Here is a 13,000-nt window from a genome sequence, read left to right on the forward strand (position 1 = left end):
ATGAATTAATGTGTAAATGTTAATAGTTTGTTGGGGTGTTTTCATGCTCGTAATAATTCTTAATGGAGTTTGAGTTCTCATTTTTATTCTTGGCATTATTTAGAGGCCTTCATTGCTTTTATTATTGCCGAGGTAAATCCGGCATGTTCCAATTCGTTGATACCTTTAATTGTGATTCCACCGGGTGTTGTCACTTTGTCGATCTCAACACTAGGATGCGTATCTTTGTTTAACAACAATTCAGCCCCGCCTATTAGTGTTTGTGCAACCATTTTCATACCGTCCTTAGGTGCGATTCCCATTTCGATACCTGCCTGCATGGCGGCCTGTACATATTTCAGCACATAGGCAATACCACATGAAGTCAGCGCAGTTGCTGCTGCTATTTTACTTTCCGATATCATCATGGTCAGTCCCATCTCGTCGAACATATCAGTTAATAATTTCTTTTGTTTATCTGAAGCATTGCGAGCGGCTATAAGAGTCATGCTGGCACGTTCGGCAATGGCGGTATTGGGAATAACACGGAAAATCGGCATTTCCGGCTCACCACAAAAATGCGCTAAATCGTCGAAACAAATACCGGCGGCTAAAGACACGAGTATCTGTGTGCGTTTCAAACGGAGTGGTTCGAGTACCTCCTCTATTAACCAAGGTTTTACAGCAGCGATTACAATGTCGGCATTGCTTGCTGCATCCATATTGTTGTTCGTTGTTTTAATGTTGGGAAAGTCGGCTTTTAGTTTCTCCAATTTCCCATTCGTTGGGTTGGACACAACAATTTCATGTCCTTGAACCAAATATCCCTGGGCTAAACCGCGTGCAATGGCAGAGCCCATATTTCCTGCACCAATGATAGCTACTTTCATAATTTGATGTTATTTAGTACGTTGGAGACAAAGGTAAATGTAAAAAGTGAAAATTCGAATAATTGTGGCAGGTATTTTTCTTGTGGAAAATTGATTTTATGAATTTATATGCTAATTTTGTTCGGTAATTATAGGAATACCAGTGACTTATAAGATAAGAGTGTATGCTTTTCCTACATAAGAGTCTATACTTTATTTTGAGAGGTCGTTTCGTTTGAAAGGACAGTAGGAAGGTTGTTTTTCCGGATATAAAATAAATGCCGGTATAATCTCTGAATAGAAGACGATATACCGGCATTTTTATTGTTAAAGTACTTTCTTGAATCTGATGAGGAATTCATCCGCTTCTGCTTTGCTGAGGCAGAGAGGGGGCAATAGTCGGATAACATTTGTTCCACTGGCTCCGGTGAATACTTTCTGTTCATGGATGAGACGGCTGCGAATTTCTTTTACCGGCTGTTCGAACTCCATGCCAATCATAAGTCCGCATCCACGTACTTCTTTGATTTGTGGGAATTTTTTCAACTCTTCCAATAAGTAAGCACCGATGTTGGCTGCATTTTCGACCAGACGATCTTGCTCAATGACGTCCATAACTGCTAATGCCGCAGCACAGGCCAAGTGATTTCCTCCGAAAGTCGTTCCTAACATACCGTAAACCGGTTTGAACATCGGGCTGATGAGTACACCGGCCATTGGAAAACCATTGGCGATACCTTTGGCTACTGTGATAATGTCGGGTTTGATCCCTGCATATTGGTGCGCAAAAAATCTACCACTACGTCCGTAACCGCTCTGAATTTCATCAAGGATAAGTACGGTCCCATTCTCTGTACATGCCTTACGTAGCTCTTGCAGGAATTCTGCAGTCGGTATTTTAATACCTCCTACTCCCTGAATACCTTCGATGATAACAGCACAGGTATCCCCTTTGGCCAATTCAGCTTTCATTGCTTCCGTATCGTTCAGAGGAAGATAAGTGATATGCCCGTTCGCATTGATGGGAGCGATGATTTTAGGATTATCGGTTGCTTCTACAGCCAGTGAAGTACGTCCGTGGAAAGCTTTGGAGAAAGAAATCACTTTGGTCCGTCCGGTATGGAAAGAGGCCAGTTTCAAGGCATTTTCGTTTGCTTCCGCACCACTGTTGATCAAGAACAGTGAGTAATCGTCATAACCGGAAATCTTTCCCAAGCGTGCAGCCACTTCCTGTTGCAGCTTGTTGATAACCGAGTTGGAATAAAAGCCGAGTTGTGCCACTTGGCTGCTAATCATCTCTACATAGTGTGGATGGGCATGTCCGATGGAGATAACGGCATGGCCTCCGTAGAGGTCGAGATATTCTGTTCCGTTTTCATCCCATACATGGCAACCTTTTCCTTTTACTATGTTTATGTCGAATAAAGGATATACATCGAATAGGTTCATGATGATATTTACGATTTTATGATTTACAATTAGACGATTGGAGTTACTACTATTAATTTTACGATTTACAATTGAAGTAACTCCAATCGTCTAATTGTAAATCGTCCAATCGTCAATCTAAAAAGCCGATGGCTTTAACCGGAGACCTACCGTCTCTTCCAGATTGAACATCAGGTTCATATTGTGTACTGCCTGTCCGCTGGCACCTTTCAACAGGTTGTCGATGCATGAGATAATAAGCAGCTTATCTCCGTGTTTCTCCAGATGTATCAGGCATTTGTTGGTGTTGACCACTTGTTTGAGATCGATGTTTTTGTCTACGATGTGTACAAATGAGTCTTTTGCGTAATATTCCTCATACATGCGTACGATTTCTTCCAATGCTACTTTGGTTTTTACCACTAATGTGGCAAAGATACCCCGTGGAAAATCACCCCGGTAAGGGATAAAATCAATCTCAGAGTCGAAACTGTTTTGAAGTTGTTTCAGCGATTGTTTGATTTCGGGTACATGTTGGTGGTCAAAGGCTTTGTACACACTCATGTTGTTATTACGCCAACTGAAATGACTGGTGGCACCAGGTTTTACTCCCGCTCCCGTGCTTCCTGTGATAGCATTTACCATGATGTCGTCATTCAGCATCAAGTGTTTGGCCAATGGAAGAAGTCCTAATTGGATGCAGGTTGCAAAACATCCCGGATTGGCTACATGCTTGGCCGTACAGGTGGCACGGCGGTTCAATTCTGGCAATCCGTAGATGAAGTCATGATCCGGTGATGCGATACGGTAATCCATTGAAAGATCGATAATTTTCAGATCTTCCGGTATATTATGGCTTTCGATAAATTTCTTTGTATCGCCGTGGGCGGTACAAAAGAAAAGTACGTCGATATCTTCCAGAGGAAGTTCATCGGTAAAAGTCAGATCACATTCTCCGTAGAGTCCTTCGTGTACATCGGTAATCTTATTACCGGCATTACTGCTGCTGTTGATAAATACTATTTCTGTCTCGGGGTGGTTGATAAGCAGGCGGATAAGTTCACCCGCCGTATATCCTGCTCCACCAATAATTCCTGCTTTTATCATAATAGTTGAAAGCTTATTTAGTTGAAAGTTGAAAGTTGAGAATTGAAAATTGGGAGTTGAAAGCTGGCTTGCACTATTGAACTGCATAGTAACTTTCAACTCTCAACTTTCAACTAAATTTCATGGTTTGCATAATAAACGCGTAGCGGAGTGGAAGTTACTTTGATAAATCCTTTCGCGTCTTCCGCAGTCCAGCCTTTCTGCATTTCGCCATATTCGCCAAATTTAGTTTTTACTAAATCATCTTCCGATTCTACGCCTATGGTAGAGAAAGACAATGGGCGGAGTTCAAGAATTGCCGTACCGTTTACATTGCGCTGCGACTCCCGCAGCATGGCTTCGATGTCGCGCATTACAGGTTCCAGGTACTGGCTTTCGTGGAGGAACATACCATACCAGTTGGCTACTTGATCTTTCCAGTATTGTTGCCATTTGCTCAGCGTATATTTTTCGAGGAAGCGGTGTGCACCGATAATCAACATCGGAGCGGCTGCTTCAAAACCTACGCGACCTTTAATACCGATGATTGTATCGCCCACATGCATGTCGCGCCCAATACCGTAAGGAGCGCCAATCTCTTCTACTTTCTGGATGGCGGCAATTTTGTCTTCAAAAACTTCTCCGTTTACGGCATGAAGTTCTCCCTGTTTAAATTCAAGGCGTAACTGTTCGCTTCCTTCCTTCTGCACCTGTTTCAAGTAGGCTGTTTCGGGTAGCCCTTGTGCCGAGTCGAGAATTTCGCCGCCACAGATGGAAGTACCCCACAATCCGACATTATAGGAATATTTCAGCTTGGTAAAGTCTGCACTGAAACCGTTTTTATTCAAGTAGTCTATTTCTTCCTGACGGCTCAATGCCATGTCACGGGTCAATGTGATGATTTCCACACCCGGAGCCAGTACAAGGAAAGTCATGTCAAAACGAATCTGATCGTTGCCGGCACCGGTGGAACCATGGGCGATGGCATCCGCACCGATTTCGTTGGCATAACGTGCGATAGCCAATGCCTGGAATATACGTTCCGAACTGACGGAAATAGGATAAGTACCGTTACGCAGTACGTTTCCGAATATCATGTATTTCAAGCTTTTCTCGTAGTATTCCTGGGTCACGTCCAGTGTAACGTATTTCACAGCTCCTAACTTGTATGCGTTTTCTTCATTCTGTTTCAACTGTTCATCGCTGAAACCACCCGTGTTGGCACAAGCCGCATACACCTCATAGCCTTTCTCCTTAGCCAGATACATTACGGTAAACGAGGTATCTAATCCCCCGCTGAATGCAACTACCACTTTCTTTTTCTGTTCCATGATCTTAATAATTAGTTAATGCCCCGATTGTTCTATTGACGATGCGGTACATTATATTATTTTAATTCTTTTCTTTCTCTATTAATTGGCATATTGGCACATTGACCAATCGGCACATTATTCTTCTTCTTTATGTTTCTCCGGATCGTAAAGCATTGCCGTACAAATACAGAATTTCCGGTTTTTGGCTACCAATATATCATGGTTGATACAACCTTCGCAGCCGCGCCAGAATGCTTCGTCATCCGTCAGTTCGTTGAACGTGACGGGTACATAACCGAGTTCCGTATTCATTTTCATAACGGCGGCACCACTGGTCAGACTGAATATTTTGGCCCATGGCCAGCGTAGGCGGGCGAGTTTGAAAGAAGCTTGTTTGATACGTTTAGCCAGTCCCAAACCGCGATAGTCGGGGTGTACGATCAATCCCGATGTCGCTACATATTGTTTATTACCCCACGATTCTATATAAGTGAAGCCTGCAAATTTATCTCCCTCCAGGGCGATAATGGCTTTCCCTTCTTTCATCTTGGTTGCAACATATTCGTGTGTACGTTCTGCAATTCCTGTCCCGCGTACTTTCGCTGCATTTCTGATTGTCTCCAAAATAGTGTCAACGTAAACCTCATGTGAGGCGTCGGCTACCATCACATCTATTTTTTGAGTCTCCATTTCTTTAATAAGTGTCGAGTATATAGTTATCTGTTTATTGTATATTCGGAATAATAAGTGACAGGAAGTTTCGTACCATTTTAGGCTCGGCACCTTCACGCAATACAAGCATGATGGTGTCATCGCCGGCAATGGTTCCTAATATATCGCCGAACTCACGATTGTCGATATCATAAGCCATACTGCTGGCGTATCCGGGACGTGTTTTGATTACAGCTATGTTGCCGGAAAACTGCAGGGAGACGAAGCCATTGTTCATTAACATTTCGGTGGCACTTTGGTCACCAACACGTTTGTACATGATGTCATTAGGCAATACGTATACATATTTACCGTTCATGCTGGCTGCTTTGGCTACTTTCAATTGCTTCAAATCACGTGAAAGAGTGGCTTGCGTCAGTTCAAAACCTTCGGCTGCAAGAGCCTGCAACAACTCTTCCTGTGAACCTACCTCTTTGCTTGAGATAATCATTTTGATAGCGTCTAATCGGTTTGCTTTCTTCTTCATCTTGTATAATTATTCTAAGAATGGCGCAAAAGTATGCAATAAATCGGAGAAATGATGCATAAAACCAAACTTTTTTATTCTTTTTATACATAAAAGCGGAATTTATTCAAGAATGGTTTTAATAAAGGAGGGGATGAAGGTGGCGGATTGGCATGACAGCATAAATAGATACATAATGTCTAATAAGTTTTTTATTAGTCTCTGTGTTTGTATTGTAGATATAATGGCTGTGTTATTACATTTGATTTACGGACAACAACTATATGACAGGTGTTTTGTGTGAAATAATTCGGGTTTTGTTGTGATTTCAGATATGTATGGTAGTTGGAAAAGGGGGATAAGGGAATTGTTTAAGAAGTGAAAAAATATAACATTTATGTGTGCTGTTAAAGTGTTGGTTGTAAGTATGTTATGTGGGGCAAAATTTATCCGTAGAGAATCGGCTCGTTCCTCTACGATGAATGCCTCGTTTCTCTACGAGCAACGGAGTGTTTCTTACTGAGAAGCAAATAGAATATTCATAAGATGTGACAACTAATAAAGGTATAATAATAAAAACATTTATTAGTTGTAATGAAAAATGAAACGTGTTAGCAAAAAGAAAAAACCTCTTTTTGCTAACACGTCTATGATAGAGCGGGCTACACTGGTCTTATAAATTCTCTATTTCTTCTACGGATAATCCGGTTCCCTGGACAATCATTTCTGTGGAAAGTCCCATCTTTTTTAAGTTACGGGCTACTTCGATCTGGCTTAGCTTTTTGCCTTCCTGCAATCCTTCCTGCAATCCTTCCGCATGTCCTTCCGCACGTCCTTCCTGCAATCCTTCCAGTTTAGCTCCGTCCAGCACATCATTCTGAATCATGATAGCATTCAGATGTTCGTCATAGGCATGCCGTTCTTCCGCGGTCATATTATAATAAATGAGTTTCTGTCTGGCTTCTGCAAGTCCCGGTGCTACGGTGTCCGGCCGTATTCTTCCGGTTTTCAAGTATTTTATCCATTCTTCGAGTGGGGTGACAGCGGCTTTGTCGAATTCGTTTACGCGAATTAGAAAATATTCGGGAAATACTTCGGCGGGTAACTTGGTCACTATGGCATCCCTCTCTTTGGTGGTGACCAATAGCTGATCACCGGTATGTACACCTAAAAACGTGTTTTGCCCATGATACAGGTAATCTTCTCCCCTGCCAATATCAAAATAGAGAATGCTGACGGAATATATCTTCTTCACTTCATAATAGCGTTCTCCGAGTGAGATATGCTCGGTAATTGCTTTCGCCACTCCATAAAGGATGCGTTCGAGATAATACAATTCACGAGTGTTTTGTATTTCCACAATGATGATTTCTCCTTTGCTGTTCTTCGCCTTGATGTCTGCACGGTTGAACTTGTCATCAGCAGTCAGTTGATTGTTTTCACTTTCGAGGATTTCCACTATTTTCACCTCTTCATTCAGCAGTACCGTCAGCAGCCCTTCGAGTACCCCAAAATTGGCTTTCTGGCGCAACAGTCGTTTAATTGCCCAGTCAAATCGGATATAGCGGTCCATTGTTTCCATAATCATCGTTTTTTATGTATCACAAAGATAGGTTTTTCTATTCGAAGTAACGCAGAAGTTCGTGTGAAATGTTTCTGTGTGGGTATTATAATTTTTACTTCTTATGATTTTGATAGATTTCAATCAGGCTATTACAAATTTTTTGTAAGTCATAAAGGTGATTTTTATTGTTTGAATTATAATCAAGACCCATTTCATTCATAAGAACATTTTCCAAATATTCCATCAATTCTTGCCGATTTGGAAGCAAATGGAGAATCATAGGGATGTATCCTTTGTATTCGTCCGTTGCTATGTTTTCGCCAACTCTAATAGGATCCCATTTTGCTAAAATATGATTTATGTCTTCCGAAACTTTATCCATAAGCTATTTTCACATTCTATAAATTGCTTAACTATTATGCAGGCTTAGGTACAATTGTAGATATGTTATAAATTCACTCGATATTTAGTTCCATCCATTGATAAGGAGATTCCTTCTCTCTCATTCTCAGAAAGATTGGCAATGGTAGATTCTATCTCTTTGGTTCGTTGAATGATAGTAAAATCAATAGTCCTAAAAGAAAAACTTCCTTCTAAAAAATTAATTCTACAAGCGTATTCTTTAGTACCTTTGGACAAAACTGATATATTGTGAGGTACTTGTTCTGAAATTATTTCCATACTATCAATGATTAAAGTCGTATTCATGACGATGTCTATATTTACATCCCATACATTGGAAAATACAAAAGTGCATGGGGATATATGTAAACGATATGTTCCATTTTGTAGCTTCCATGAAACGATCCAATCTACATCCATCAATAATTTGTGGCTTTCAGAAAGGATTCCCCAAGCATAGACTTTACAGTCATGTAAATTCAATTCTTTGAAATCTAGATATTCACACATAGCTTTCTTTTTTAGATAATCCGTTTTGGGTGGTATTGGGTATACATCTTTTCTTTAATATAAGCATGAGGAGTTGGTATTATATAATCTTATGTAGTTCGAAATGTGTATTTTCAATACGGAAAACTCTTTCCATATTGTTATTGTCCAACACAAGAACATATTTAAACGGAGGTGCTACAGTGTAAAAACCTGCTCTAAATCCTACAAACTTTTCAAATGAAAAGATGGAATTATTAATTTTTTCATTTGTTAATAGATCTGTTCCGTGATGAATGAATACTGAAAGATAGTGAGTTGCGGCTATATTGATATCGGTTATTCTACTGCTTATACCATTAAAATCTGCTCCATCTCCATAAACTTCCAGGTATTCGTTTAATGGCAGAATTTTTCTCTCAACCAATAATTCCCAATTTGCCTGCATCCAATCATTTATTGAATCTTCATTTGATGTATAAGTTCTTTCCGATAACAATGGAATAACATAGTTCCAACTTGCATTTAAGAAATCGGAAAAAGATTTGATTATTTCGTTGGCATTCATGGGTATTGATTATTTAAATGAGCAATTGAGAATAAAAATTCATCAGTAGCGAGTGTCTTTTATCGAAACCGCCTACTTCTCGCTTTATTTTTTCGGTATTTGGTTTGAATATTCAACATCCTCAAAATGAGAAGGAATCATCTCCAATTTACTAAAATCAACTTTCCATATATCTAATTCGAAAAGTTCGTTATCTTTATCTAAATATAAAGAGGCTATTACTGGCACTCCATCAATATCTTTAAATTGGCATTCGCTAACTTGCACCCCAAAATGGCGTTCTTTGTTGAGCGTATTGTGTGGGAACAGTGTTAAACTCCCCATTTTTCCATCATGTAAAGGAGATACTAATAAATCATTTTTCCAATTAGAAGGAATCTTTATATTTGAACGCGAAATCAACTCTTCCAAAAGTTTTTCTTCTTGCAGGTTTAATTCTCTCATATGGTTTGATATTACGAATTTGTTTTATATTATATCTTGATTTACTGTATAAGCTAATATTTTTTTGTCTAAAAAGCGTCAATCAACATGTCTAAGATTTCACCTTCTTTTGTCAATTTGTAATGCCTGTCAAATCCTTTTCTTTGTAATTGCAAATTTGCCCAATCTCTTATTTGATCAGCTATATCATCATTAACTTCAATCAAATAGACATTCTCTTTTTTATCGATTCTCAATTTTAGCATTAAACAGGTATTGCCTTTTATGAAATTATCATATAAATAGTTCATCTGATTTTGATTCAATCTAATTCTCATTTTTTGCTTCTTAAAGTTATTTATTGTGTGAGTTGATGCTTCTGGTAATTCTTTACTTATCTCTATAAAAAAAATACCTTGGATTTTAATTATCTTCACTTTCTTGCCAAATATCCATAGGAACTCCATATTCCTCCAGTGCAACTTCTTTACACAAGGAGCTGTCGTCCTGTAAGTAATCCGCAATGCATTTGCCTTTTTGAAAAACATATAAATATACCCCTATTTCTGGAAAATCATTTTTGATTATAAATTTCATGTGATTATAAATAGCTTTCATATTTTCAATTTTGTTAAATTGGTTGATTAGGGACATATATGGGATGTTTTCTTGATTTTTATTGATGGTGTGTGCCGGGATGTTCCTTTATCGATTGTAACCATTTCAGATACATCTTTTCGGGCATTTTGCGATAACCTAACTGATGGATATGTGAATAAATATTTTCTGCTTTCCGATAATAATTTTCATTTTTTGTTTTCGTAAACATCTCGAATAATGTTTCTGCTTTAAGTAATAAAGCGTTAATATAATTAGGAAATGCTTCCAAGGTACGATTGCAGCATTGCAGTATGAATTCCGGTTCGTAGGTAGAAGTGAACTTATGCTTATAACCTTCAGCCAGATCCGTCATACAAATAGCAACTGTAGCTTTCAAAGAAAGTGTATCCATATAAATACCGTTTCGAATAGCGTCGGTATGGATATATCCGGAAGCTTTTATCCATACGTCAGTAGGAAATTGTCCCGAAGTCAGTTCCACATTATACCAACCGTCGGCTTGGTTGTGTAGTTTGATGTAAGCGTGATTGGGCGCTAATGCCAACCACGATTTCTCACCCAATTCTTCGGTCAGCAGTTTGTAGAATAGGGGTAATGAGTGACAATTCCCTTTACGTGTAACCATTAAAGTAGAGACAAACATGTTGCTCCATTCTTTTTTGCCTGCATAATCATCAAAATTATATTGGAAAGGTAAATGGTATAATAAGGTAGTGTCGGAAACGTGTACCGGAATTGTATCTGTCATCATCCGAAAGATAGCAGCATGAGTGTTAACTGAATGAAAATCAGTATGATTATAACTGATTAACTTATTTGTAGAGAGTGACTTGATAAAAGATGTGAATTGCTGTAAACTATTCTCGAATCTATAGTGGCTTAGATTACCGTCAAAGTAGGCATTTTCAGTTGTAAATATAGCTTCTTTCAAATTCAACTCTTTTTTGCCTGTTAACATTGAGTCTATCTTATTATAGCTGGTATAATAGAAATTGTCAACTTGTGCAAATGCTTTATTAACAATAAATAAAAAGCATATTAAAAATCCTGTTTTTGTCATTAAAGTTTGTTTTTAATAAATTCTCATAAATATTGGCTATATTGTAACTCAATATCCCGTTCCTTTATACTTTTGAACCCTTTTTCCCATCTGTATTCATCTGCAAATATCTCAGTTACAATGAAACAATCGCGCGAATATTCTTTGAATTCCGATTGTAATGTTTGGTTGTAAATTATCCCTTTTCAAAACGAGGGATAATTTATGGAATATCTATAATCTTTTATCAGTTCTAAAAGAACGAATGGACTTACTATCAATCCAATATATGATTTTTGATATTCTTTTTCTAATTTTCCTACATATTTCTGTTTTTCATTAATTCGCCACACCCACCATTCTGTAGAGACTGTTATAGGCTTTTCGCCAGGTTTTACTCCATAATCGTTTGTGCTTCTGAATAATATATGATTGGTTTCTCCAAAATTCTTGTTATTACCAATTTTGTTCCAAAGGTTCATCTTTATACCTGCTTTTGTTGTACAATGTATATAAAAATCTATTTCACCGCTTACTATTTTTGATAAGTCAGGATTTGAATTTATTGGATATCGTTCCTTAAATACTCTAATAACATCACTATTTAGTTGTGTTAAATCATAAGCTATTAATTGAAAATATTTTTTAGTTTTCTCGTCTGTTTTTGCAGAGAAAACATCTCCTATTTTTGTATATATTCTTACCATAGTTTTGACCGTTTTTATAGAAATATACTAAATCTTTTATTTGGAAATAATTTTATTTGATCCCATATTGTCCCCAATATTTAGGCGCTATGGAATTGATTTTATTGAAAAGCAATCCTCCATTTTTTCCTAAACCATATTGATTTATTAAAGTTTGTTCCCAAATCCTTGCTTGAATTTGAGTTAAATTAGTAGCTCCTGAAACCACTTGATAATTCAATGTTGCTCTTGCAGTGTTTGAATTTAAATGCTCAGTGAATCTAACAGTAGGACTTCTCTATTCTAACCGGTATAATGGAAATGATCTTTGTCATCGATTTCAATAGGGTCTCATTTTGCTAAAATACGATTTATGTCTTCCGAAACTTTATCCATAAAAGATATTGTCGCACTCTATAATTTTTAGTAAATATTGGCAATATTATAATTCAATATCCCGTCCCTTTGTACTTTCGAACCCTTTTTTCCATCTATATTCATCTGCAAATATCTCAGTTACAATGAAACAATCGCACGAATATTCTTTGAATCCCGGTTGTAACATTCGGTCATTTATTATCTCTCTCACTTTATCTAATGAAGAAAAAAAAACGATAGACAATTCTTCATATCCTACACGGGTCGGATGCCTATAATCTAATTTGTAAAACTTGTCCATTAGTAATATATTGTTGTAAATCCTTCTTTCCAATTAGAGAAATCTATTTCTACATGATATAATTCAAAATTCTTTTTAGGAAATTTATTAAATCCTGGAAGATACCTCAATTCCTCAATAACTTGTCTGGCTTTCCTTGCTGTGGAAAATAATCCTATGAACTTTTCTTCATCTTTATTTGCTTGCTCATCTTCATAAACATGATACAAGGCATAATATACTTTTTTCATAATATGAAAATAATCATTGGTTCCAAACATATATCATGCCATCATGTCTAATAGAAACAATCCAAGAATAACTTTCATCAAATAGATCTATATCATCAACACTAGGAAACCAAATATCATAAAAATAAGTGGAAAAGTCATTAAATTTCATTTGATCTATGTTATCAAAACGAAACCAATTAATATATACTTTAAAAGTGACATCTTTATCTAAGTGTTGAAATATTTTTTTTATATTAAAATCTTGTTCGTTATTTGCATCGAAATTGTTGATGTAAATTTCATTTCTTCTTATCTCGTTAACTAATTTTAAATCGTTGTCTACTTGAAAATCAAAAAAGAATTTCTTTTTTATGACTTCGCATTCTCTAATAGTTAAATGTTTAAAAGAAGGAAATGGTTTATTATATTCCTGTTCGTATAATTTTATTTTAAAAGAATCCATAA

General features: G+C 37.3%; 17 protein-coding genes. All 17 read right to left on the bottom strand.

What is annotated here, in order from left to right:
• Positions 1-95 precede the first annotated feature (95 nt).
• The 17 genes from proC to RB604_RS06730 all read right to left on the bottom strand — a co-directional run bounded on the left by proC (position 96) and on the right by RB604_RS06730 (position 12,998).
• Positions 96-869 carry a pyrroline-5-carboxylate reductase gene (gene proC / locus RB604_RS06650; RefSeq protein ID WP_005926714.1) on the bottom strand — a complete coding sequence of 258 codons (774 nt, stop codon included), beginning with the start codon at positions 867-869 and terminating at the stop codon, positions 96-98.
• A 306-nt stretch (positions 870-1,175) separates the two neighbouring features.
• A complete protein-coding gene (locus tag RB604_RS06655; protein WP_007478997.1) occupies positions 1,176-2,297 on the bottom strand; it encodes an aspartate aminotransferase family protein in 1,122 nt (373 codons plus the stop codon).
• 117 nt (positions 2,298-2,414) lie between these two features.
• Complete coding sequence (argC, locus tag RB604_RS06660; protein ID WP_007478996.1) at positions 2,415-3,383, bottom strand: N-acetyl-gamma-glutamyl-phosphate reductase; 969 nt, start codon at positions 3,381-3,383, stop codon at positions 2,415-2,417.
• Between the two features lie 113 nt (positions 3,384-3,496).
• Positions 3,497-4,693 carry an argininosuccinate synthase gene (locus RB604_RS06665; protein WP_007478995.1) on the bottom strand — a complete coding sequence of 399 codons (1,197 nt, stop codon included), beginning with the start codon at positions 4,691-4,693 and terminating at the stop codon, positions 3,497-3,499.
• Between the two features lie 117 nt (positions 4,694-4,810).
• Positions 4,811-5,365, bottom strand: a complete 555-nt coding sequence (locus tag RB604_RS06670; protein ID WP_005926702.1) for a GNAT family N-acetyltransferase — start codon at positions 5,363-5,365, stop codon at positions 4,811-4,813.
• 34 nt (positions 5,366-5,399) lie between these two features.
• Entirely contained in the window at positions 5,400-5,873 is a 474-nt protein-coding gene (gene argR, locus RB604_RS06675) for an arginine repressor (RefSeq protein ID WP_005926699.1), read from the bottom strand.
• A gap of 652 nt (positions 5,874-6,525) precedes the next feature.
• Positions 6,526-7,434: an Rpn family recombination-promoting nuclease/putative transposase gene (locus RB604_RS06680; RefSeq protein ID WP_055293642.1), complete on the bottom strand. Its 909-nt coding sequence runs from the start codon at positions 7,432-7,434 to the stop codon at positions 6,526-6,528.
• A 94-nt stretch (positions 7,435-7,528) separates the two neighbouring features.
• Entirely contained in the window at positions 7,529-7,798 is a 270-nt protein-coding gene (locus RB604_RS06685) for a hypothetical protein (protein ID WP_055293428.1), read from the bottom strand.
• A gap of 65 nt (positions 7,799-7,863) precedes the next feature.
• Positions 7,864-8,328 (bottom strand): hypothetical protein, encoded by a 465-nt coding sequence (locus tag RB604_RS06690; protein WP_005926676.1) that lies wholly within the window; start codon positions 8,326-8,328, stop codon positions 7,864-7,866.
• A 79-nt stretch (positions 8,329-8,407) separates the two neighbouring features.
• Positions 8,408-8,875: a hypothetical protein gene (locus RB604_RS06695; protein WP_005926673.1), complete on the bottom strand. Its 468-nt coding sequence runs from the start codon at positions 8,873-8,875 to the stop codon at positions 8,408-8,410.
• Positions 8,876-8,959: 84 nt separating this feature from the next.
• The gene (locus tag RB604_RS06700) at positions 8,960-9,319 is read right to left on the bottom strand and encodes a DUF6984 family protein (RefSeq protein WP_005926670.1); all 360 of its coding nucleotides are present in this window, start codon (positions 9,317-9,319) and stop codon (positions 8,960-8,962) included.
• Positions 9,320-9,387: 68 nt separating this feature from the next.
• Entirely contained in the window at positions 9,388-9,735 is a 348-nt protein-coding gene (locus RB604_RS06705; RefSeq protein ID WP_224203746.1) for a hypothetical protein, read from the bottom strand.
• Positions 9,722-9,952, bottom strand: coding sequence for a type 2 periplasmic-binding domain-containing protein (locus RB604_RS06710; protein ID WP_005926666.1), 231 nt, complete (start codon positions 9,950-9,952; stop codon positions 9,722-9,724). Before RB604_RS06710 ends, RB604_RS06705 begins: the two co-directional genes overlap by 14 nt.
• Positions 9,953-9,974: 22 nt before the next feature.
• Positions 9,975-10,877: a hypothetical protein gene (locus RB604_RS06715; protein ID WP_229103545.1), complete on the bottom strand. Its 903-nt coding sequence runs from the start codon at positions 10,875-10,877 to the stop codon at positions 9,975-9,977.
• 287 nt (positions 10,878-11,164) lie between these two features.
• The gene (locus tag RB604_RS06720) at positions 11,165-11,665 is read right to left on the bottom strand and encodes a hypothetical protein (RefSeq protein ID WP_055293430.1); all 501 of its coding nucleotides are present in this window, start codon (positions 11,663-11,665) and stop codon (positions 11,165-11,167) included.
• A gap of 657 nt (positions 11,666-12,322) precedes the next feature.
• Positions 12,323-12,553, bottom strand: coding sequence for a DUF7336 domain-containing protein (locus RB604_RS06725; protein ID WP_224203749.1), 231 nt, complete (start codon positions 12,551-12,553; stop codon positions 12,323-12,325).
• 13 nt (positions 12,554-12,566) lie between these two features.
• On the bottom strand, positions 12,567-12,998 hold the full coding sequence (locus RB604_RS06730) for a hypothetical protein (protein ID WP_005926654.1): 432 nt from the start codon (positions 12,996-12,998) through the stop codon (positions 12,567-12,569).
• Positions 12,999-13,000 lie beyond the last annotated feature (2 nt).

The organism is Bacteroides salyersiae (genome assembly GCF_031172035.1).
Taxonomy (GTDB): Bacteria; Bacteroidota; Bacteroidia; order Bacteroidales; family Bacteroidaceae; genus Bacteroides; species Bacteroides salyersiae.

Coding starts and splice junctions, on each gene's coding strand:
- proC (WP_005926714.1), bottom strand. CDS start 869: ATGAAAGTAGCTATCATTGGTGCAGGAAATATGGGCTCTGCCATTGCA.
- RB604_RS06655 (WP_007478997.1), bottom strand. CDS start 2,297: ATGAACCTATTCGATGTATATCCTTTATTCGACATAAACATAGTAAAA.
- argC (WP_007478996.1), bottom strand. CDS start 3,383: ATGATAAAAGCAGGAATTATTGGTGGAGCAGGATATACGGCGGGTGAA.
- RB604_RS06665 (WP_007478995.1), bottom strand. CDS start 4,693: ATGGAACAGAAAAAGAAAGTGGTAGTTGCATTCAGCGGGGGATTAGAT.
- RB604_RS06670 (WP_005926702.1), bottom strand. CDS start 5,365: ATGGAGACTCAAAAAATAGATGTGATGGTAGCCGACGCCTCACATGAG.
- argR (WP_005926699.1), bottom strand. CDS start 5,873: ATGAAGAAGAAAGCAAACCGATTAGACGCTATCAAAATGATTATCTCA.
- RB604_RS06680 (WP_055293642.1), bottom strand. CDS start 7,434: ATGGAAACAATGGACCGCTATATCCGATTTGACTGGGCAATTAAACGA.
- RB604_RS06685 (WP_055293428.1), bottom strand. CDS start 7,798: ATGGATAAAGTTTCGGAAGACATAAATCATATTTTAGCAAAATGGGAT.
- RB604_RS06690 (WP_005926676.1), bottom strand. CDS start 8,328: ATGTGTGAATATCTAGATTTCAAAGAATTGAATTTACATGACTGTAAA.
- RB604_RS06695 (WP_005926673.1), bottom strand. CDS start 8,875: ATGAATGCCAACGAAATAATCAAATCTTTTTCCGATTTCTTAAATGCA.
- RB604_RS06700 (WP_005926670.1), bottom strand. CDS start 9,319: ATGAGAGAATTAAACCTGCAAGAAGAAAAACTTTTGGAAGAGTTGATT.
- RB604_RS06710 (WP_005926666.1), bottom strand. CDS start 9,952: ATGTCCCTAATCAACCAATTTAACAAAATTGAAAATATGAAAGCTATT.
- RB604_RS06715 (WP_229103545.1), bottom strand. CDS start 10,877: ATGTTAACAGGCAAAAAAGAGTTGAATTTGAAAGAAGCTATATTTACA.
- RB604_RS06720 (WP_055293430.1), bottom strand. CDS start 11,665: ATGGTAAGAATATATACAAAAATAGGAGATGTTTTCTCTGCAAAAACA.
- RB604_RS06725 (WP_224203749.1), bottom strand. CDS start 12,553: ATGAAAAAAGTATATTATGCCTTGTATCATGTTTATGAAGATGAGCAA.
- RB604_RS06730 (WP_005926654.1), bottom strand. CDS start 12,998: ATGGATTCTTTTAAAATAAAATTATACGAACAGGAATATAATAAACCA.